This is a genomic window from Erwinia persicina NBRC 102418 (assembly GCF_001571305.1).
Classification (GTDB): domain Bacteria; phylum Pseudomonadota; class Gammaproteobacteria; order Enterobacterales; family Enterobacteriaceae; genus Erwinia; species Erwinia persicina.
The window spans coordinates 17,967-39,384 of record NZ_BCTN01000007.1 but is presented as its reverse complement, the minus strand read 5'-3'; the positions used below and the strand labels follow the sequence as shown (position 1 = coordinate 39,384).

Sequence of the window (21,418 nt, the reverse complement as noted above, 5' to 3'; positions counted from 1 at the left end):
TCTGAGGTAAGCCGGACGTCACGCACCAGGGAGGGGGCGTGTCGAGGCCCGCAGGGATGCGTCTTTTGCCGTTCCGGCGTGCTCAGACTGGCCTCAGACCTGTCACAGACATGTCAGCCAGTGGAAAAGCGCTGACAGGTTTTTCATGGTTGCTCAGGTAGCTATCCCTTACTGGCTTCAGTAGATAAAAAAGGGCGGCTTATTCAGCCGCCCAGGACACAGGGAAAAGTACTACACCCGTTACCGGGATAACGCGCAAAAATATCGCAATAAACTAACCCTTTACCCCGCCGGCCGTCAGGCCACCGACCAGCCAGCGCTGGGCGATGAGGAACACCGCCGTAATCGGAATGGCAGAGAGGATCGCGGCGGCGGCGAAGTCACCCCACAGGTAGTTCTGCGGGTTCAGATACTGCTGCATTCCCACCGCCAGCGTATAGCTGTTCACATCGCGCAACAGCAGAGAGGCCACCGGCACCTCGGTGATCGCGGCGATAAAGGAGAGGATAAACACCACCGCCAGAATCGGCACTGACAGCGGCAGCAGCACCAGGCGGAACGCCTGCCACGGCGACGCACCGTCCAGCGCGGCGGCTTCTTCCAGCGAGCTGTCGATGGTTTCGAAATAGCCCTTTATCGTCCATACGTGCAGGGCGATACCGCCCATATAGGCGAAGATCACCCCGCCGTGGGTGTTCAGCCCGAGGAACGGGATGTAAATACCCAGGCGGTCAAACAGGGCGTAGAGCGCCACCAGCGACAGCACCGCCGGGAACATCTGGAAGATCAGCATCCCTTTCAGCAGCGAACTTTTGCCACGAAACTTCATGCGGGCAAAAGCATAGGCGCAGGTGGTGGACAGCGCCACGATGCCCACGGCAGTGATCCCGGCGATCTTGATCGAGTTCCACAGCCACAGCAGCACCGGGAACGGTGGTGGCGTCAGGCTGCCGTCGCTGTTGGTTACGCTGATCCCCAGCGCCAGCTTCCAGTGATCCCACGACACCTGATCCGGGATCAGGCTCCCCGTGGCAAAGTTACCCGGCCGCAGCGAGATGGTGAACACCATCAGCAGCGGGAACAGGATCAGCGCCAGAAAACTCAGCAGTAACAGGTGCGTCACCAGCAGTCTGACTTTTTGCGACCTCGGTTTTACCATCGGCATTGTTGTTACTCCCTAGTCGAATTTCATACGTGAGGCTTTCAGGTTGACGACAGCCAGCGCGCCGACCAGCAGGAAGATCAGCGTGGCAATCGCCGCCGCCAGTCCGAAGTCCTGCCCGCCACCGCCCTCAAAGGCGATGCGATAGGTGTAGCTCACCAGCAGGTCGGTATGCCCGGCAGGCGTGGTGGTGCCCAGCATGTCCGGCCCGCCGTTGGTCAGCAGCTGGATCAGCACGAAGTTGTTAAAGTTAAAGGCAAAGCTGGCGATCATCAGTGGCGTCAGCGGTTTGATCAGCAGCGGCAGCGTGATGCGGAAGAAGTTCTGCATCGGGGTTGCACCGTCCATTGCCGACGCCTCGTAGAGATCGTCCGGGATCGCCTTCAGCAGGCCCATGCACAGGATCATCATGTAGGGATACCCCAGCCAGGTATTGACGATGATGATCATGCTCTTCGCCGTCCAGGGATCGCTGAACCACGCCGGTTTAATCCCAAACAGCGCGTTGAGCATCAGGTTGATCTCCCCGAAGCTCTGGTTAAACAGCCCTTTGAAGATCAGGATGGAAATAAACGCCGGGACGGCGTAGGGCAGGATCAGCAGGATACGGTACGCCGCTTTGCCTTTCAGTTCTTCCCACTGCACCACGCAGGCCAGCACCATGCCGACGGCAACGGTCAGCACCACGGTGAGCAGCGCAAAAATCACCGTCCAGACAAAGATAGACAGGAAGGGTTTCTGAATGCCGTCATCGTGCAGCACGCGCAGGAAGTTGTCCCAGCCGATGCCGACGGTAAAGCCGGGGCTGAGTTTTTCTGCCTGCCATTCTCCCCCGGCGTTCACCGCCTGGTAAAAACCGCTCGCCATATTCGGCCGGTAGACCACGCCGGATTGGGCATCGGTCAGCTGCTGGTTCTCTTTATTCAACTGGTAGAGCGGCTGCGTGCCGGAAAACTGGCGCAGGGAACTCATGCGCAGGATGCTGCCGTCCGGCAGGGCGGCCTGCAGTTTGCCCAGCGCCTGACGGTTCTGCGTCACCACGCGCAGCCCGGCTTTTTCCCCGGTGGGGGCCGCCTGCGGCGTCAGGGTCAGCGTTTTCGCGTCAGAGGCATCAAAGGCGAAAGGTGGGGAAACCAGCACCTCGCTGCTGTCCGGAGAGGTCAGCGCCAGCTGCCAGCGGTCGCCGGACGGGTAGAGGGCAAAATTCAGCGCCTTGCCGCCCTGGAATTCACGGCCCATCAGCACCGACTGCGCACGTTCAAACGTCAGCTGGTTGGTGCTGCTGTAGTTGGTAAAGGCAATGGCGATGGTGCAGACCAGCGGGAACAGGACGAATAACGCCATGCCGGCCAGGCCGGGGTAAACATAGCGCCATGAGTAGGCACGGCGGTTTCCGTAGATATACAGGCCGGTACTGGCGAGGATCAGGGCCAGCACGGCAAACAGATATTCACCCTGCGCATACATCAGCACGATCAGATAACCGGTTAAGCAGGCGAGCAGGCCGATGGCCAGCCATTTCAGCGCATGACTCAACGGCCGTTTTTTTTCAGCGGTCAGACCGGTTTGGGCTACTGGCATAGGGGCTATCCTTGTAGGAACGATGGGGAGCCCGCAGGCTCCGCACCGTTTATTTCATTACCTCAACGGCATCAGTCAGTTAACGTATTTATTTGGTAATGCGCGACTCAACGTCTTTCAGCGCCTGCGGCACGGTCTGACGGCCATTCACCGCGTTGATAATCGCACTGCGCTCGGCATACCAGAACGCGCTCATCTGCGGGATGTTCGGCATGATTTCACCGTTTTTCGAGTTCGCCATGGTGGCGGCGATGCGCGGATCTTTCTCCAGTTTTTCCTGGTACGATTTCAGCGCAACCGCGCCCAGCGGTTTGTCTTTGTTGACGTCGCTCAGGCCCGCGTCGGTGATCAGGTAGTTTTCCAGGAACTCTTTTGCCAGCTCTTTGTTCGGGCTGGCGGCGTTAATCCCGGCAGTCAGCACGCCGACGAACGGCTTAGACGGTTTGCCGTGGAAGGTGGGCAGCAGCGCCACGCCGTAGTTGATTTTGCTCTTGTCGAGGTTTGACCACGCCCACGGCCCGTCGATGGTCATCGCGGTCTGGCCCTTGTTAAAGGCGGCTTCAGCGATGGAGTAGTCGGTGTCGGCGTTAATGTGTTTGTTTTTCACCAGGTCGATAATGAACTGTAAGCCGGCGCGGGAGCCGTCGTTATTCACCCCGGTGTCTTTGATGTTGTATTTGCCGTTTTCATACTTGTACGCATAACCACCGTCAGCGGCGATGATCGGCCAGGTAAAGTAGGGTTCCTGTAGGTTCCACATGATGGCGCTTTTGCCTTTGGCACGCAGCGCGGTGTCCAGCGCCGGGATCTCTTCCCAGGTTTTCGGCGCGTCTTTAATCAGGTCTTTGTTGTAAATCAGCGACAGCGCTTCCACCGCGACCGGATAGCCGATCAGCTTGCCGTTGAAGGTGACCGCGTCCCAGGTGAACGGGAACAGTTTGTCTTTAAACGCCTGGTCCGGGCTGACTTCCGCCAGCAGGCCGGACTGGGCATAACCGCCAAAGCGGTCGTGCGCCCAGAAAATAATGTCAGGGCCGCCGCCGGTGGCCGCCACCTGCGGGTATTTTTCTTCCAGCTTGTCCGGGTGTTCTACCGTGACTTTAATGCCGGTGTCTTTTTCGAATTTCTTACCGACTTCCGCCAGGCCGTTATAGCCTTTATCCCCGTTGATCCAGATGACCAGCTTCCCTTCTTCTATTTTGGCAAAGGCAGAAGAGGACAGCACCATGGACGCAAGCGCGGAGAGGGCCAGGGCATGTTGAACGACTTTTTTAATGGAAGGAGCCTTAATGCTGAGAGTCATAATCCAATCCTTTTATTCTCTGTTAGGAGCCGGTAAGGCTGATGTCACAGACGGGATGACAGGGTACCGCGTCAGTGTGGATTCAACCCGGCCTGGCTTCATCATCCCCCCCTCTACGCCCCCGGCTCTCAGAGTGTGATCCCACCGACACTCTCAGGCGTTATGTGCTTTACCGCTCAACAATCCCCTTCATTTTTTGCAACCCCGATCACGAATTTGCAGGTTGATGTGAACTTTCAGCCGCAGGCAGGGTGCCCGCGTACTCCCTGCGTCTCCCCCGTGAAAAACTTTGTTACGGATGATTACGCTTAACCGCTATTCCTTCACTCTTCGTTGCATCGAGTTTTCTCGCAGGATTCAGGTACAGGAGTTCAGGATGGCGAGCGTTTCCCTTAACAGCGTGTACAAGGCCTTTGGTAAGACGGTGATTTCCAGCGACATCAATCTGGACATCCAGGAAGGCGAATTCGTGGTGTTTGTCGGCCCTTCCGGCTGCGGTAAGTCAACGCTGCTGCGGATGATTGCCGGTCTGGAAGACATCACCTCCGGTGAGTTGAAAATTGGCGATAAACGCATGAACGAGGTGCCGCCCGCAGAGCGTGGGATCGGCATGGTGTTCCAGTCCTATGCGCTGTATCCCCACCTGTCGGTGGCTGAGAACATGTCGTTCGGGCTGAAGCTGGCCGGGACGAAGAAGGCTGAAATCAGTCAGCGGGTGAACCAGGTCTCCGAGGTGCTGCAGCTGGCGCATCTGCTGGAACGCCGTCCGAAAGCCCTGTCGGGCGGGCAGCGTCAGCGCGTGGCGATTGGCCGTACGCTGGTGGCGGAACCGACGGTCTTCCTGCTGGATGAACCGCTGTCTAACCTTGATGCCGCGCTGCGCGTACAGATGCGCATTGAGATATCCCGTCTGCATAAGCGCCTGAAGCGCACCATGATTTACGTCACCCACGACCAGGTTGAAGCAATGACGCTGGCCGACAAAATCGTGGTGCTCGACGCCGGGCACATCGCCCAGGTCGGCAAACCGCTTGAACTGTATCACTACCCCGCCAACCGCTTTGTCGCCGGGTTTATCGGCTCGCCAAAAATGAATTTCCTGCCGGTCAAAGTCACCGGTGTGGAACCACAGCGCGTGCAGGTTGAGCTGCCCAACCGTCAGCAGGTCTGGCTGCCGGTGGAAGGCACCGACGTGATCGTCGGCAGCAATCTGTCGCTGGGGGTGCGCCCCGAACATCTGCTGCCGGGCGACATCGCCGAAGTGACGCTGTCCGGTGAGGTTCAGGTGGTAGAGCAGCTGGGTAACGAAACCCAGATTCATATCCAAATTCCGGCTATCCGTCAGAACCTGGTGTACCGCCAGAATGACGTGGTGCTGGTAGAAGAAGGTGCAACATTCGCCATCGGTTTGCCGCCACACCGCTGCCATCTGTTCCGCGAAGATGGAACAGCATGTCGCCGGTTACACCCCGAACCCGGCGTTTGAAAGCACGCGATCCCCTACAGGAGAAAATGATGATAACAATGCGTAGTGCTTCCCTGTCGCTGGCAGTGGCTGCCGGTATCCTTTCTGCACAAGCGATGGCGGTTGATTTTACCGGTTATGCCCGTTCCGGGATTGGCTGGTCAGGCAGCGGCGGCGAGCAGCAGTGCTTCAAAGCCACCGGTGCCGACAGCAAATACCGTCTGGGTAACGAGTGTGAAACCTATGCCGAGTTAAAGCTGGGTCAGGAAGTGTGGAAGGAAGGCGATAAGAGTTTCTACTTTGATACTAACGTCGCCTATTCCGTGTCGCAGCAGAACGACTGGGAGTCAACCGATCCGGCTTTCCGTGAGGCCAACGTGAAGGGGAAAAACCTGATCGAATGGCTGCCGGGGGCGACAATGTGGGCCGGTAAGCGCTTCTATCAGCGTCATGACGTGCACATGATTGACTTCTACTACTGGGATATCTCGGGCCCGGGTGCCGGTCTGGAGGATATCGACCTGGGCTTCGGTAAGCTGTCACTGGCTGCCACACGTAATACCGAAAGCGGCGGATCGTTCGGCTATATCGCCGACCAGCGTAATGAAGTCGCCACCTCCAACGATGTGTTCGACGTGCGTCTGGCCGGGCTGAACACCAACCCGGGCGGCGTGCTGGAGCTGGGTGTGGACTACGGCCGTGCCAATGCGCGTGATGGCTACTCGCTGGCTGACGATGCCACCAAAGACGGCTGGCTGCTGACGGCGGAGCACACGCAGAGCATTTATAACGGCTTCAACAAGTTTGTGGTGCAGTATGCCGCTGACGCCATGACCGATCCGGGGCAGGGCGCGGCCAACGGCCATTCCAACGGTTCGGCGATCAACAACAACGGCAGCATGGTGCGCGTGCTCGACCACGGTGCCATTGATTTCAACGACACCTGGAGCCTGATGTATGTCGGCATGTACCAGGACGTTGACCGTGACAACAACAACGGCACCACCTGGTACACCGTGGGTATGCGCCCGATGTACAAGTGGACGCCGATCATGAGCACCCTGCTGGAAGTGGGCTATGACAACGTCAAGTCCCAGCGTACCGGCGACCGCAACGGTCAGTACAAAGTGACCCTGGCCCAGCAGTGGCAGGCAGGCAGCAGTATCTGGTCGCGTCCGGCCATCCGCGTGTTCGCCACCTATGCGAACTGGGATGAGAAGTGGGGCTATGACACGGATACCGGCACCAGCAACGGCTTAGCCATGAATGACACCAGCGCCCGTACGTTCAGCCGTGGCAATGACGATGAAGTGACGTTTGGCGCGCAGATGGAAGTCTGGTGGTAACTTTTTCCTTCCTGTTTCGCGCTGCTGATGCGTTGGCTGCGCGGCCTCGCCCCGGTCACGTAGTGGTCTACGTTCCCGGGGACTTGGCCACTTGCCGCCTTCCAGCAACACGAAACAGTTTGGAAAAAGCTGTGTTTAACATGAGCTAAGAAGTGCTGGCTGGCGGTATATCAGTGGATAGCCGCCAGCCTTTAGCGTGATCAAAAGGAAACAACGATGAGAAAAAATCTGCTGTCACTGTGTCTGTCGCTGAGCCTGCTGGCGGCGTCGCCTGCCGGGGTGTTTGCCGCGCAGCATGATGCCAATACCGCCCCGGCGATCGCGAGTGAGACCCTGCGCCACCTTTCATGGACGCCGCTGGTACCGCCGGTGACGCAGGATGTGACGCTGGGAACCGCCAGCGCAAAGATTAATCAGGGTGATATTCAGGGGGCCGTGGCGGCTTTTGCCCTGCCTGCCGACCGGGGATCGCTTGAGATCACGCTGACCAGTATTGCCACCGGTAAAACGGTGTATGCCCCGAACGTGTTAGTGCTGGATGAGCAGATGCGTCCGGCAGCCTTTTACCCTTCCAGCTATTTCCCGTATCAGCCGCCGGGCATCGTTTCCAGCGACCGTCTGGAGGGCACCCTGAAACTGACGCCTGCACTGGGCCAGAAACAGATCTTCCTGCTGGTGTATACCACGCGCCAGGATCTGGCGGGCAGTACGCAGATGGTGAACCCGGCGAAAGCCTATGCGGCGGGCGTGGGTAACGCCGTGCCGGATATCCCGGATCCGGTGGCGCGCCATACGCCGGCCGGCACGTTAAGCCTGAAAGTCACCGCCGAGCAGAAAACCGGCAACGTGATGATTGGCCAGATCTTCCCGGCAGCGGCACCGGCAGCTGCACCGGTGGTGGTGGGCAATAACGCGCCGGCAACTCCGCCAGCGCCGGCGAAAGCGGCGGAGCCGATGCTCGACGATTCTGAAAGCTATTTTAACGACGCAATTAAGAAAGCGGTGAAAGCGGGCAACGTGGATAAGGCGCTGAAGCTGCTGGACGAAGCGGAACGCCTCGGGTCGAAAACGGCACGGCAAACCTTTATTGACAGCGTGAAACGCTGATAGCGGTTTAACCGCCGCCCCTCGCGGTGAGGGAGGGGCGCGGGCCTGGGCGGATTTACCGGCTTAAACACATCTCATACTGCGTCAGCGCCATCGGTTCAAAGCCAGCCTTGTGGAACAGGGGAGCCAGCCTTTGCGGTACCGCCACGGGCGTGCGGATCCCCGGATAGTGCGCACCGATGCTGGCCAGCAAATCGCTGCCCAGCCCCTGACGGCGGCAGGCCGGATCAACAAAAAGATAACGCAGCTGTGGCGTCCCCGTCAGCCGGTCGATCACCCCCCATGCAGGCTCACCGTTGCCCACGACCTCACAGGGCAGCGCCGGGAACGCGAGCGGATCAAGCAGCCACGGCGTCTCCTCCTGAGAGGCGCGCCAGATGGCGTGCAACAGCACGTCGGTGGGCGTGTGCTCAAGAGGGGGCGCAGATCCCGGTGAGGGGCCCGGCCCGCTAAACCCCAGCAGCGTCTGTGTAATGCGAAAGCCCAGCGTCTCATAAAGCGCGATCGCCGCCGTATTATCCCCGATGACCTCCAGCCAGATCGGCCCGATATGCTCCGCCGCCAGGCGGGACAGCACTGCCGTCATCATCGGCTTCGCCCGCCCCTGACCGCGAAAGTCCGGGTTCAGCGCAAAGGCCGCGATCCTCGCCTCACGACCGCGCGTGGCAATCAGGACGATGGCCATGGGCGTCTCCCCCTGCATCCACACGCCGGAGTGCTGAAAATTCAGCCCTTCAGCGCCAAAGCGCGTAGCAAAATAGTCCGGCGTGACCGACAGTGGCACCACATACTGCTGAAAGCAGGTATTCATGATGTCACTGAGCTGCACGATGCTGAAGTGAAGCGCAGGAACAAAGACAGATGACATAGTCAGACTCCGTTGTCGTGATGGCTGCTGGCAGAAGCCCTCTCCGTGCTCAGTATTCAGCGCGGGCGGCGGCTGAAGCCCGGTAAGCTTACCGCTGAATGAAATAGTATGTCACGACGGTGGCTTTTTCCCCGTCAGACTACCAGAATAGCCTCATAAACCGGTAAACGCCGGGTGAAAACGGATATAAGCAGCGAGGTAACACCATGCAACAAGGCCCTCTGACCGAAGCAGAACTGGAATGGCTGGACGATATTTTAATGAAGTACGGCAGTGAGGCGTCGGTGGTGGATGCTTCTGAGCTGGATGGCCTGTTCACGGCTATCCTCTCCGGCCCGGTGCTGGTGGAGCCTCAGCAGTGGCTGCCGGTGATCTGGGGTGGGGAAGAGAACGATCCTGAGTGGGAATCGGACGAAGAGTTTGAGCAGTTTATGGATCTGCTCGCCCAGCATATGAATGATATTGCCGATCGCCTCAGTGATTACCCGGATCAGTTCGAACCGCTGTTCGGCCTCAATACCGTGGAGGATCAGGAGTTCATCGTGGTAGAAGACTGGTGCTTTGGCTATATGAAAGGCGTGGCGCTGGGAGACTGGTCATCCCTGCCGGTGGCCCTGCAACCTGAGCTGGCGACGATCGCGCTGCATGGCAACGAGGAAAACCTCGCCCGTCTGGAGAAGCTGACGCCGGAAGAGTACGGACAGAGCGTTGAGGCGATCCGTTCAGCGGCCATCAGCCTGCATGCTAAGTGGCTGCTGCACTAAGCCCCGGCCAGCCGCGCGCTGATGCGCGGGGCTGACCCTTTACCGGTTACCAGCCCGGTACAGCCCCACCGTTAAAGATAGTCTCTGCTGCGGTTGCCACTTCAGGTGACTGGTAGGATTTAATAAAGTCGCGCACGTTGGCGGCGTCTTTATTCTCCTCCCGGGTGACGATGATATTGACGTACGGCGACTGTTTATCTTCAATAAACACGCTGTCGCGTACCGGATTCAGCCCCGTCTGTTGCAGATAGGTGGTGCTGATAATCGCCACCGTCACCTGCGCATCATCCAGCACGCGCGGCAGCTGCGCCCCTTCCATTTCCATGATCTTCAGCCGCTTCGGGTTGGCGATAATATCGACCGCCGTCGGCAGCAGGCCGGTATTGGCCCTGAGCGTAATCAGCTTCTCTTTCTGCAGCAGCAGCAGGGCGCGGCCCAGGTTGGTCGGGTCGTTAGGGATGGCAATGGTATCCCCGTCTTTTAATTCGCTGACCTGTTTAATCTTTCTGGAATAGCCCGCCATCGGGAACACAAAGGTATTGGCGACGGCCACCAGCGTGGTGCCTTTGGCTTTGTTGTCCTGTTCCAGGAAAGGACGATGCTGGAAGACGTTGGCATCCAGGTCGCCGTGCGCTGTCGGATCGTTCGGCAGCAGCGAGCCGCTGAACCCGACCAGTTCCACCTCCAGGCCGTACTTCTCCTTCGCCACCTTTTTGGCCACTTCCGCCACATCCTGCTCGGCACCGTTGATTACCCCGACCTTAATATGGTGGGCATCGTCATGTTTCTGGTCGCAGCCGCCAAGCAGGATCGCCATCATCAGCGCGGCGGATTTTACGGTATGGCCCAGGGGATATTTCACATTATTTTCCTTAATTTCAATAAGCTGGAGGCATATCAAACAACCGCAAATCGCGCACGGAGTCAACATGACGGCTTATGATAAAAAGGGTGGCGTTATAATCAGAGGTTGTAAGGCAGGGCGGGGGCGGGAATTACGCTTTTTTACTCTCAGCATGCCACAGGCAGATCTGAACGGCCAGCTCATCTTCCAGGGTATAGAAAAAGCAGGCAGGAACGTCCAGTACTTCAGCAATGCGGCACACCAGTTCAAAGTCCGGGACATGGATACCGCGCTCGTATTGATTCATCCGTGCGCTGGCAGTCGCTTCGTCAATCCCCGCCAAGACCCCCAGTTTTTGTTGTGATATTCCTTTCTTTACCCGGGCTTCTTTCAAACGATGTGGCAGCATGTCGATCCTGATTTGTGAGCAATTAACAGGATTCTCTAAGCTGCCCGTGTAAAATGTACTAAGTATTACTTAGTATTGGCTTTGGACGATATCAGACCTGGAAAACAAGCAGAGGAAGGCATGAAGAAAAAAACTGATATGCACCCCGCCGACATTGTCGCGGCGATGAAAAAGCGACAAACCTCTCTGGCGGAGCTGTCACGCAAAGTGGGGTTAAGTTCCGGCACGCTGGCAAACGCCCTGAAAAGGCCCTGGCCTAAAGGGGAGTTTATTATTGCCGCTGCGCTGGGGATGCACCCTTCGGAGATCTGGCCCAGCCGCTATTTCGATAAACGTGGCAGGCTGCTGGCTCGCGAGCAACTGCTGCGGCGCTCGCGGCAGCGTGACACGGCTGAACCGCCGACATCAGAAGGTGGGAGCGCACGGCCTGAGTGATATTCGCCTGTCAGGGGCAGATCGTATGGGACGGTTTATCAGCCGGCGAACGGCAGGCGTCCCGCCACCTGACGGCGTCGCCAGGGGCAGAAAGTGCGCTCTGCTCCTGGCCCGCTGACGCAAGCCAGGAGAGAGATCAGTTGGCCATAATGCTGGCGGCCAGCTGAGCACTACCGGAGGTATTGCCGATCAGTTCGGTCAGCAGATTGTTGACGCCATCGCTCATCGGAGTAAAGCGCGTCTCCGGCGAACGGGCGACCACGATAAACACCCCGACGCTGTACTGCGGTACCATCGCCATGTAGGTGATAAAGCCGCCGCCACCGCCGGTTTTTTCAATAATCCCCGGGCGACCGTCGCGCGGGGCCATATAGACCCAGCCCATGCCCAGGGCATCAGCACGCCCCGGTACGTCCATCCCGTCCACTTTCGTGAGCTGACTGCGCTGATAAATCATCGTCTGCAGACGGTCGGCCTGTGCGCTGCGGCTGTTGACGTCCGAAGCAAGGAACTGCTGCATCCAGCGGCCCATATCATCCGGGGTGGAGTAGACGCCGCCGCTGCCGATGGCGGCCAGTGAGTTATTGCACGGACTCGGGCTTTTGGCCGGGATCATCAGGCGACGACACTGGTCCGGGGAGGGCGTAAAGGTGGTGTCCTTCATGCCCAGCGGCCTGGTGACCAGCTCCTGTAACAGCGCAGGATAGGGTTTGCCTCCGGCGCGGGCCAGCGCATCACCCAGCAGGTCAAACGCCAGATTGGAGTAGCCTGCGCGCTGTCCCGGTGCCCATTTCAGCTGGGCGCTGCGCAGCCAGTTCCAGCGCTGGCTGTTGGTCGGCCAGGTAAACACCGCCCGATTGGCTTTGCCTCCCGGCTGCTCGCGCGGCAGGGCGCTGGTATGGGTCGCCAGGTTGATCAGGCGGATCGGCTGGCCGTTATACTCGGGCACGCGGCTGCCCGGCGGGGCATATTTGCTCAGGGGGTCGTTCAGCTTCAGACGGCCCTGTTCAGACAGTTTCACCATCACTTCGCTGGTCATCAGCTTGCTGAGGGAGGCGATGCGCACCAGGGAGTCTTTCTGCGGACGCTGCTGGCTGCCGGGGCGTACGGTGCCCCGGCTGACGAAAATGCGCTGATTGGCATCAATCGCAACCATCGCCATGCCGCTGGCCTTGGTGTTATAGAAGATATTGTCGGCGTACCGTTCAACGGTCTGTGACGCCATCAGCGGGTCAGGCTTTGGCTGTGCCTGGCTTTGCAGTGGCAGCGCCAGTGCAGGGAGCAGCAGTAAAGCATAGAGCGGAGATTTCAACGGGCAGGCATCCCTGTAAAGTAAATAGATAACCACTTTATACTCGTCATATTTCGGGTGGCATGGGCGTTAACTGCGCTTGCTGACCCTCCGTCACCGGGGGGCCACACTGCCGGGAGCGCCGGACGTTAGCGCCTCACTGCAACCCGAATTATTCAGAGTACATAGTAGATTTTCTGATTTTAACTGCAAGTCTTTCCGGTGGAGAAAATGTGCCCCGTCAGGGCTGCGGGGCGACCCGCAGGCTGACAAGGCCAATGCCCAGTTTGCGGGCGGCAAAACCGTCCGTCAGTCCCAGGCTGGATTCCTCAGGCTCCGGCGGCACGATGATAATCGAACGCGCATGGCCGGGATTGCTTACCTGTAACGTCAGCGTGCTGTCCTGCTCGCCAAACGTCACCTGCTGCTGCCAGCCGCCGACCCTGATGGTCACCGGGCGCAGCGCATTAGGGCCATAGGCCCGGCCGGTCAGCGTCAGCGTAAAGTCGGCAGGCAGCGGTTCCAGGTACTGAACGGTCACCTGCGGCAGCAGATTGGCATCTGACCAGCGTCCCCACTGTTCAACATAGGAGAGGCCGGACACCTTTTGTACCTGCTGCGGCAGGCCTGGCAGATTAAACAGCACCGTGTCAGAGCGGTATTTCAGGTCAGTATCAGCTATCTTCAGGCGCGTGATGCTACGCTGATACTGCTCATCGCTCTGCGCGGTGCCAGCCTTCGCCGGGAAGACGATCTTACCCGGCGTATTCCCGGGCTGTACCCGGGAGATGACCGGAGCCGCGTTCAGCGTGCCGTTGGCCACGCACAGCCCGTTATCCATCGTCAGTTTGTCATCCCACACGCTGCCTATTTTGTAGCAGCGGTCAATCCAGACAAACTTCTCGTCGGGCGCAAACTTCGCCAGCTGCTGCTTCAGCGGCGTGGCGAGCCAGGCGTCCAGCTTCGGTTCAATCTTACCCGGCGTCACGGACAGCAGCAGCGGCAGCTTAAAGTGGGAGCCGGAGAAGCTGAACAGGTTTTTCTCCGTATCAATTTTATAGTCAGAGATGCTCTTCGGAAACTTCCACAGCTGGATAACGTCGGGCTTCCACTCGGTGATCTTCTCTTTAATGTTGAGATAGGTCGCAGAGAGCGAGGTGGAAGAGAGGCTGCTGCGGCCCAGGCCAATAAAGTTATCGCCGCCCATCGCATCCAGTACGGTGGCACCGTTATCCAGCGTGCTGCGCTTGACGTTGACCACCCGGCTGCTGACATCATCGCCACGCAGCATAAAGAACAGGTCGCGTCGGTCGTGCTGATTGAGGTATTTAAACGCGGTATTGTTCATCGCCAGATGATCGGAGCTGACGACAATAATGGTGTTCTTAAAATACGGCGTGGCGCGAATTTTTTCGATAAGTGCCGCAATATGCTCCTGACCGCAGGCCACGGCGGCAAAAGATTTATTCTCTTTTCCTTCAAAAGGATACGATTTTCGCTGGCAGCTGCGTGAGATAAACCCGTCCGGATGATGCGTGTCGACCGTCAGCGCGAACAGTGAAAAGGGCTGGTTCTTCTTTGCCAGCTCCAGATATTTTTCGAAGACCAGATCCAGCACCGTATCGTCGTACCAGCCCCAGTCGTTACGATACTTAGGATCTTTCACCAGACTTTTCAGCTCGTTAAAGCCGTAGGCATGGTCAAAGCCGTGGGAAGAGAGGAACAGATCCTTGCCGGCAAAGCTCAGGCTGGCCCCCTGATAGAAGTAGTTCTGGTAACCGGAAGACTTCAGAATATCCCCCAGGCAGATATTCTGTGGGTAGAAGGAGGAGAGCGAGCTGGAAGCGTTGCCGTCAAACGGCGCAAACAGCGGAATGCCGCACTGCGACGCCACCATCCCGGCAATGGTGTATTCGGTGCCGGGAAGCTGCTCGGTGTTACTGAAGTCCACCGCATTATTTTTGATCGCGCTCAGTTCCGGAGCCAGCTTCGGGAAGGCCTTATCGTCAAAATAGGTACGTTCCAGGCTTTCCGCATAGATATAGACCAGGTTTGGCCGATCGCCCCGCAGGGTTTTCCCTGGCACCTTGTAGTGGGCGTCAAAGTCCGAATCCCCTTTAGCGATCTGCGATTTAATCAGCGCCGCCACCTGCTGATAGGCAGGAGTGGTTTTGATCGAAGCCAGCGCCAGTATCAGTGCCAGGGCGCTGTATAACTGACTGTAGTCGTGGCTTTTCCGCAGGCGTAATACCCAGGATAATAAAAGAAACAGCAGGAATAAACCGGTTATCAGCGCAGCAGCTGGCAGAATATACTTCTGCATTCCGGCGCCGCTCAGACTGCTGGTAATGGTATAAATCACCGCATCATTAATTCCTTCGCCGGTAAAATAGTTACTGGCCAGCAGCGAAGCATTGAGAATGATATAGATGCCAAGCAGCACCAGCACGGCAATAAACCACAGCTTATGACGTCCTGCCTTCCATGTGTACAGTGACGCTGAAGCGATAAAAAACAATAACGATACCCATTCTGAAACCATTAGATCGATCTTACCCTGTCTGTGACGCAATCCCTGTCAGGTGTCTGCGAGGTGAAAAATGAGGAGTGTAACGAAGTAACTTAACGCAGCAAATTATCCCTGGCAACATTCAGAGGGGACAGGGAAAACGCGTGACACAGCGATTTGGTTCTCAGCCGTTTAACATTTGTTTAGGTTGGGCGGCAGAAACCTGCCTTACGGCGCGTCCGGGGGCGCGGGCCGATCGCCGTGAACCCGCAGAGCAGAGGGCATCAGCCCCTGGCTGTTAAGCCTCAGCCGGCAATACTGACCGGAAGGGAATGAAAATCGGCCGCGTAAAATAAACCGCGCTAATGTGTTTTGCGGCGTCAAAATAATGCTGAAATTCAGATTTGGCTCACACAAATGACCTTCCTGATATTCTCCGTCCGCACCTGTCCTGAGGATGAGGTATCGCTGCGATCGGTCAGGCGGTCAGTGCCTGCAGAAAGAGAGTGAAAAATGCGCAATATTGACTTTTTAACGCTGCCAAAAAAGAGCGTAACCCGGGTCATGCTTTGTTGACTGTCAATCAGAGGTGTCTGGCTGTTTTTCATCTCAGCAGTGAAATAAAGCACAATATGATTAATAGTGTGAATAAAAACATTCATTGAAATATTTAGTTAATCTCTTTCTTCATTAAAAAGCACAAAACCTTATCGGGACAGCGTCTTTTTTATCGTCGTTCAGGATATTCTTTTTCCTGCTATTTATTTGACTATATTACGCAGGGATTCTAAATGTTAACAAAAATGCGCGTTTTAACTCAGGCCATTGGTCTGGGGCTGATTATTGGCAGCACGTCGTTTGCTGCCCAGGCGGAAATTACCGTGTTGAAACAGGACCCTCAGGCTGGCGATCCGTTAAGCCGGCTGAACTTTACCGTCGGCGGCAGTATTCGCCCTCAGTTCAATAATATGACCGGTGACGGCGATAAAGGTTCCTACAAACGTAATGGTTTCGATGGTGGGACGCGCTTCCGCTTTGCCGCCGATTATTATCTGTTTGATGATATTAGCTGGATTAGTTATTACGAACTGGGGGTGAATATTCCGGCTGTATTTAGCTGGGATAATCATCATGCGGATGGGGCAAATAACACCTCCCGCCGTATGTTATATACCGGTCTGAAAAGTAATACCTGGGGCCAGCTGACCTTCGGCCAGCAGAACAGCGTCTATTATGATGTGGTCGGAGTGAAAACCGATATCTGGGATTACGATATGCTCGGCCAGGCGCCGGGTAACGGCATTAATGGCGATTACGACGGTTCCTACCGTGGCCGCAAAATGCTGAAATATAAAAATACCTTCGGCGATGCGGATGTTTACGCCTCTTACCTGTTCTCCGACGGTGAGTATTTACCGGGCAACGGTCTGCGCTACAAGCGTCAGGGCGGCGGGTCGCTGGGTGTGGATTATCACATCACCAAAGACCTGACGTGGGGCACCGCGTGGAACTATACCCGTGCAGAGATGCGTAACCCGGGTAACGGCGATGACAAAACCTACGATCAGAATATTATCGGTACGGCGTTAAGCTGGAAACCGGATAACTGGACCTTCACTGTCGGTGGCGGCTGGTACGATAATTTCCTCACCACCAAAAAAGTGGATGTGGATAACTACTTCTCCGGGAATGCCTGGGGGGTTGAGTATCTGGCGGGCTATACCGTGCCGGTCGGGGCCTATGGTCTGACGTCCGTTATGCCTTATGTGATGGGCGATCGTATGCAGTATGTGACCGGGCGTGATTACCAGCGCATCGATAACGGTGTGGGTGTCACCCTGAAGCTGGATTACGGATTCCGTGTGGATTACGAACACGTGTTTACTTCCAGCACCGACGACCTGGGCGACATGAACCTGGTGCGTCTGCGTTACGACTTCTGATGAACGACGGACGGCTCCCCGGTATCCTGCCGGGGAGCCGTCCGGTTTTACAGTTCGCCAGTCAGATACTGCGCCACGCCGTTGCCAAAGCTCCAGTCGCCCTTATCGTTGGTGATAAAGGTTATCATCACGTCTGACGGCAGAATGCCGCAGCTCTCCTTCAGTTCCCGACACAGTTCGGCCATAAAGAACTGCTTCTGCTCGCTGCTGCGCGGACTGGTAAACACCCGCACCATCACCATATTATCGCTACGCTGCAGCCCCAGGCCGGTATCCTCAAATACCATCTGATAACCTTTGTTTTCGTGAACAATCTGATAGCGATCGCGCTCGGGGACGTTAAACGCCGCCAGCACTGCACGGTGCGCCGCATCCAGCAGTGTTTTCAGCTCTGACTCGGAACGGCCCTGAATGACATCAAACTGAAGTAGTGGCATGGAAACCTCGGCGTGGTAAGTAAATAACAGGATTTAACCGGACGTGGCGGCGTGAGGTCTGCCGCTGTCTCAGGAGGCCAATTTACCCATAATTACCGTCGGGAAAAAGCGCTATACTTGAATTGATTATTTACTATAGTGAACAATGCCATGAAAGAACTGAAAACGGACGCGCTGTGGACCCATCTGCACTGGCTGACGGTGCTGGCCGAGCAGGGCACCTTTACCGCTGCCGCAGAACGGCTGGAGGTGAGTAAGGCCGCGATGTCAGTGAAGATCAAAGAGCTGGAACAGCTGGCCGGCGTACCGCTGGTGACGCGTACCACGCGCAGCGTGCGCCTGACCAGCGCGGGTGAAAAGCTGGTGGATGACCTGCGCGCGCCATTTGCGCAGATTGAACAGAGCTTTTTTGGCGTGCGGGATTCTGCCGGTCCGTTACGTGGGCTGGTTCGTGTGACCGCGCCGGTGGCCTTTGCCCGCCAGCAGCTGGTGCCGCATATCACCGCTTTCCTGCGGGAGCATCCTCAGGTGCGCGTCCAGCTCGAGGTGTCTGACCGGCTGGTGTCGCTGGCCAGCGAGGGCTTTGATCTGGCCATTCGCCACAGCAACAGCCTGCCGGAGACCCACGTTGCCCTGCCGCTGTGCCGGACTCATGCGGTTGTCGTCGCGTCCCCGGCGTATCTGTCACGCTATGGTCACCCGTCCTGCCCGCAGGCGCTGAGTGAGCACCTGTGCCTCTATTATCCGCGTGGGGTGGAACTCCCGCGCTGGAACTTCCAGCCGTTAACGGGGGGAGAACGCGTTGTCGTTAACGTTAGCGGGCCCTTTGCCACCAACAACAGTGAATCTATCCGCGATGCCGCGCTGGAGGGACTGGGTATTGCACTGCTGCCGGACTTCAGTGCTCAAGCCGCGCTAAAGGATGGGGCTTTAGTACAACTGCTCCCGCAGTGGCAAGCGGTCGGTGCTTTTGCCGATATGTTATATGTCGTGCGCCCGTGGTCAGCGCAGGTGCCGCGTGCCGTCAGCGGGTTTATCCACTGGCTGCGTGAAGCCTTCGCCAGCGCCTGATCGGTGCGGTCGCTGTGCGCTGCCGCACAGATTAGATGAAAGTTGTTAAAGTTTTAGTCACACCCTGCCGACAACCCCTGCTTAATTCCTGCAATTTCCCTACATTCATAACAAGGTCGTTATATGCATACCCACCCGCCTGTCACTCAGCAGGAGTATCCGCTCGATGATGATACCACCCTGATGACCACCACCGATGCCCGCAGCTACATTACCTACGCCAACAGCGCGTTTATTGAGGTAAGCGGCTATGATCGCAGTGAAATCGATGGACAACCCCACAACCTTGTCCGCCACCCTGATATGCCCGCTGCCGCGTTTGCCGATATGTGGGCTACGCTGAACCAGGGGCTGCCGTGGACCGGGCTGGTGAAAAATCGCCGTAAAAACGGTGACCACTACTGGGTTCGCGCCAATGTCGTGCCGGTGATCCGTAATGGTGAAATCCAGGGGCATATGTCAGTGCGCATCAAGCCTACGGCGGAGGAGGTGCAGGGGGCAGAAGCGCTCTATCAGAAGATGAATCAGGGCAAGATGAAGGGCTGGCGTCTGCACCGGGGCCTGCTGCTGCGCAGCGGCTGGCTGAGGGGATTAAGCCTGCTGAAAACCATGCCGCTGCGCTGGCGTCTGCACAGCGCGGTGCTGGCCCTGTGGCTGCCGCTGGTGGCCGCTGCTGCAGCGGCAGGCCTGGCAGGGACTGCGCTGGGAGGCTTTACGCTATTCTCCGCGCTGATGGCGCTGCTGGTGGATCTCTGGCTGCAACGTCAGATTGCCCGGCCGATGGCGGCCGTGTGCCGCCAGGCGCTGAATGTCGCTACCGGAGCGAATCCGCATGTCGACCACATGGACAGGGTCGATGAGATCGGCACGACGCTGCGCGCGGTGGGCCAGCTTGGCCTGATGTTCCGCTGGCTGCTGAATGACGTCAGCGACCAGGTGGTGGACGTCCACCGGGCCAGTGACGAACTGGCGCGCGGCAACGATAAGATCAGCAGTCATACCGAACAGACCGCCGCCAGCGTGCAGCAGACCGCCAGCACCATGAACCAGATGACCAGCACGGTGCAGCGCAACGGTGAAAGCACCGAGCAGGCGAACCAGTTCTCCCGTACCGCCAGTAACGCCGCCGTGAAAGGCGGTGAGGTCATGCAAAACGTGGTGGTGACAATGGATGAAATTGCCGACAGTTCCCGCAAAATCGCCACCATTACCGGCCTGATCGACAGTATTGCCTTCCAGACGAATATCCTGGCGCTGAATGCGGCGGTGGAAGCGGCACGCGCTGGCGAACAGGGTAAAGGGTTTGCCGTGGTGGCGGGTGAAGTACGTAGCCTCGCGCAGCGCAGTGCGGGTGCAGCCAGTGAGATCCGCCAGCTGATTGCTGCCAGTAATCTCAAGGTTGAGTCCGGGGCCGGACAGGTGCATGAGGCAGGCAAAGCCATCGGGGATATTGTGGAAAAAGTGCAGAACGTGACCGATCTGCTGCAGCAAATCAGCGTGGCCACCGCCGAGCAGGGGGCCGGTCTGGGCGAAGTGGGTCAGGCGGTGGAAGCGCTGGATCGTCTGACGCATGATAACAGTGCGCTGGTCAGCGAGGGTGCGCTGGCGGCGCAGCGGATGAAGCACCAGGCAGAGCGCCTGGTCGAAGCGGTCAGCGTCTTCCGCTGATCGCAACCTGCGCAGGCGCGGCCCTCTGCCGCTGCTCCGCCGGTGTATTCGGCAGCATATGCCGCCGCGTGACAGGAAAAAAGCAGCACAAATGCGTCACCTGGGCGAAGATGTCTTTCTGATGGTTATCTTATTAATCGAAGGAGAGTCATGAAAAGCTATCAAATAGCACTGATCCCCGGTGACGGCATCGGCGTAGACGTGACGAAAGCCGCATGGCAAGTGCTGGAGCACAGTGCCGGCCGCTTTGGCTTTGCCCTGAGCGGTGAGACGTTCCCGTGGTCCTGTGAGTATTATCTTCAGCACGGTGAAATGATGCCCAAAGACGGTATCCGCACGCTGAGTCAGTTTGATGCCGTGCTGCTGGGGGCCGTCGGCTGGCCGGAAAAGGTAGCGGATAACGTGTCGCTGCACGGCCTGCTGCTGCCGATCCGCAAGCAGTTTGACCTGTATGCCAACGTGCGTCCCCACCGCCTGCTGGCCGGGGTGGAGGGGCCGCTGCGTAAAAGTGAGTTTGATATTCTCTGTATTCGTGAAAACACCGAAGGGGAATACAGCGGTGCCGGCGGGCGTATTCATCAGGGCACTCCGGATGAGGTGGCGGTCGAAACCTCGATTTTCACCCGGCGCGGCGTGGAGCGCATTCTGCGGTACGGCTTTGAGATGGCGCAGCAGCGCAGCAAACGGCTGGCGTCGGTGACCAAATCGAACGCGCAGAAGTACACCATGGTGATGTGGGACGAGGTCACCGAAGAGGTTGCCCGTGACTACCCGGAGGTGAAGGTCAATCGCTACCATATTGATGCCATTGCGGCGCGGATGGTGATGCACCCGGAAACCCTGGATGTGATCGTGGCCTCCAACCTGTTTGGCGATATCCTCACCGATCTCGGTGCGGCGATTCAGGGCGGGCTGGGCTATGCCGCGTCCGCTAACCTCAATCCCGATCCGTCAGTCCCTTCCATGTTCGAGCCGGTGCACGGTTCAGCGCCAGATATTGCCGGACAGGGCATTGCCAATCCGGTTGCCGCCATCTGGTCGGCGGCGATGATGCTGCAGCATCTGGGCGAGACGGATGCGGCGGGCGCCATTCTTCGCGCGGTGGAAACAGTGACGGCGCAGCATCAGCCGGGCCGCGGGATGAAAACCGAAGAGATTACCGCGGCGGTCATCGCTGCGTTATGATTGATCAACGGGCTCCCGTACCGGGAGCCT

At 57.7% G+C, this 21,418-nt stretch carries 19 protein-coding genes; 9 read left to right on the top strand and 10 right to left on the bottom strand.

Annotation, left to right across the window (positions count from 1 at the left end; all coding sequences use genetic code 11):
* Positions 1-274 precede the first annotated feature (274 nt).
* The 3 genes from malG to malE all read right to left on the bottom strand — a co-directional run bounded on the left by malG (position 275) and on the right by malE (position 4,046).
* A complete protein-coding gene (malG, locus tag EPE01S_RS09395; RefSeq protein WP_062744382.1) occupies positions 275-1,165 on the bottom strand; it encodes a maltose ABC transporter permease MalG in 891 nt (296 codons plus the stop codon).
* A 12-nt stretch (positions 1,166-1,177) separates the two neighbouring features.
* Positions 1,178-2,743: a maltose ABC transporter permease MalF gene (malF, locus tag EPE01S_RS09390; RefSeq protein WP_062744381.1), complete on the bottom strand. Its 1,566-nt coding sequence runs from the start codon at positions 2,741-2,743 to the stop codon at positions 1,178-1,180.
* Between the two features lie 88 nt (positions 2,744-2,831).
* Entirely contained in the window at positions 2,832-4,046 is a 1,215-nt protein-coding gene (gene malE, locus EPE01S_RS09385) for a maltose/maltodextrin ABC transporter substrate-binding protein MalE (protein WP_062744380.1), read from the bottom strand.
* 376 nt (positions 4,047-4,422) lie between these two features.
* Here malE and malK point away from each other — a divergent pair, with 376 nt between their 5' ends.
* The 3 genes from malK to malM all read left to right on the top strand — a co-directional run bounded on the left by malK (position 4,423) and on the right by malM (position 7,964).
* Positions 4,423-5,532, top strand: coding sequence for a maltose/maltodextrin ABC transporter ATP-binding protein MalK (malK, locus tag EPE01S_RS09380; RefSeq protein WP_062744379.1), 1,110 nt, complete (start codon positions 4,423-4,425; stop codon positions 5,530-5,532).
* 26 nt (positions 5,533-5,558) lie between these two features.
* Complete coding sequence (locus EPE01S_RS09375) at positions 5,559-6,857, top strand: maltoporin (RefSeq protein WP_162901007.1); 1,299 nt, start codon at positions 5,559-5,561, stop codon at positions 6,855-6,857.
* Between the two features lie 216 nt (positions 6,858-7,073).
* Positions 7,074-7,964, top strand: coding sequence for a maltose operon protein MalM (malM, locus tag EPE01S_RS09370; protein ID WP_062744377.1), 891 nt, complete (start codon positions 7,074-7,076; stop codon positions 7,962-7,964).
* A gap of 55 nt (positions 7,965-8,019) precedes the next feature.
* Here malM and EPE01S_RS09365 read toward each other — a convergent pair whose 3' ends face one another.
* Positions 8,020-8,832, bottom strand: coding sequence for a GNAT family N-acetyltransferase (locus tag EPE01S_RS09365; protein WP_062744376.1), 813 nt, complete (start codon positions 8,830-8,832; stop codon positions 8,020-8,022).
* Between the two features lie 206 nt (positions 8,833-9,038).
* Between EPE01S_RS09365 and EPE01S_RS09360 the strand changes: the two genes are divergently transcribed.
* Complete coding sequence (locus EPE01S_RS09360; RefSeq protein ID WP_062744375.1) at positions 9,039-9,596, top strand: YecA/YgfB family protein; 558 nt, start codon at positions 9,039-9,041, stop codon at positions 9,594-9,596.
* A gap of 46 nt (positions 9,597-9,642) precedes the next feature.
* On the opposite strand, the gene nlpA is transcribed toward EPE01S_RS09360, so the two are convergent.
* A complete protein-coding gene (gene nlpA / locus EPE01S_RS09355; RefSeq protein WP_255210141.1) occupies positions 9,643-10,446 on the bottom strand; it encodes a lipoprotein NlpA in 804 nt (267 codons plus the stop codon).
* Between the two features lie 145 nt (positions 10,447-10,591).
* The gene (locus tag EPE01S_RS09350; RefSeq protein ID WP_062744374.1) at positions 10,592-10,849 is read right to left on the bottom strand and encodes a helix-turn-helix transcriptional regulator; all 258 of its coding nucleotides are present in this window, start codon (positions 10,847-10,849) and stop codon (positions 10,592-10,594) included.
* A gap of 120 nt (positions 10,850-10,969) precedes the next feature.
* Between EPE01S_RS09350 and EPE01S_RS09345 the strand changes: the two genes are divergently transcribed.
* Positions 10,970-11,284: a helix-turn-helix domain-containing protein gene (locus tag EPE01S_RS09345; RefSeq protein WP_062744373.1), complete on the top strand. Its 315-nt coding sequence runs from the start codon at positions 10,970-10,972 to the stop codon at positions 11,282-11,284.
* A 136-nt stretch (positions 11,285-11,420) separates the two neighbouring features.
* Here EPE01S_RS09345 and ampH read toward each other — a convergent pair whose 3' ends face one another.
* The 3 genes from ampH to EPE01S_RS09330 form a co-directional block, all read right to left on the bottom strand.
* Positions 11,421-12,596 carry a D-alanyl-D-alanine-carboxypeptidase/endopeptidase AmpH gene (gene ampH, locus EPE01S_RS09340; protein WP_062744372.1) on the bottom strand — a complete coding sequence of 392 codons (1,176 nt, stop codon included), beginning with the start codon at positions 12,594-12,596 and terminating at the stop codon, positions 11,421-11,423.
* 220 nt (positions 12,597-12,816) lie between these two features.
* Complete coding sequence (gene opgB, locus EPE01S_RS09335) at positions 12,817-15,117, bottom strand: phosphatidylglycerol--membrane-oligosaccharide glycerophosphotransferase (protein WP_062744371.1); 2,301 nt, start codon at positions 15,115-15,117, stop codon at positions 12,817-12,819.
* Between the two features lie 365 nt (positions 15,118-15,482).
* The gene (locus EPE01S_RS09330) at positions 15,483-15,746 is read right to left on the bottom strand and encodes a hypothetical protein (protein WP_062744370.1); all 264 of its coding nucleotides are present in this window, start codon (positions 15,744-15,746) and stop codon (positions 15,483-15,485) included.
* 129 nt (positions 15,747-15,875) lie between these two features.
* On the opposite strand from EPE01S_RS09330, the gene EPE01S_RS09325 reads away from it, so the two are divergent.
* Complete coding sequence (locus tag EPE01S_RS09325; protein WP_062744369.1) at positions 15,876-17,027, top strand: porin; 1,152 nt, start codon at positions 15,876-15,878, stop codon at positions 17,025-17,027.
* Between the two features lie 47 nt (positions 17,028-17,074).
* Here EPE01S_RS09325 and EPE01S_RS09320 read toward each other — a convergent pair whose 3' ends face one another.
* Complete coding sequence (locus EPE01S_RS09320) at positions 17,075-17,464, bottom strand: tautomerase family protein (RefSeq protein WP_062744368.1); 390 nt, start codon at positions 17,462-17,464, stop codon at positions 17,075-17,077.
* 150 nt (positions 17,465-17,614) lie between these two features.
* Between EPE01S_RS09320 and EPE01S_RS09315 the strand changes: the two genes are divergently transcribed.
* The 3 genes from EPE01S_RS09315 (at position 17,615) to EPE01S_RS09305 (ending at position 21,388) form a co-directional block, all read left to right on the top strand.
* Positions 17,615-18,535, top strand: coding sequence for a LysR substrate-binding domain-containing protein (locus EPE01S_RS09315; RefSeq protein ID WP_062744367.1), 921 nt, complete (start codon positions 17,615-17,617; stop codon positions 18,533-18,535).
* 123 nt (positions 18,536-18,658) lie between these two features.
* Positions 18,659-20,203: a methyl-accepting chemotaxis protein gene (locus tag EPE01S_RS09310; protein ID WP_062744366.1), complete on the top strand. Its 1,545-nt coding sequence runs from the start codon at positions 18,659-18,661 to the stop codon at positions 20,201-20,203.
* Positions 20,204-20,353: 150 nt separating this feature from the next.
* Positions 20,354-21,388 carry a tartrate dehydrogenase gene (locus EPE01S_RS09305; protein ID WP_062744365.1) on the top strand — a complete coding sequence of 345 codons (1,035 nt, stop codon included), beginning with the start codon at positions 20,354-20,356 and terminating at the stop codon, positions 21,386-21,388.
* The last annotated feature ends 30 nt before the right edge of the window (positions 21,389-21,418 follow it).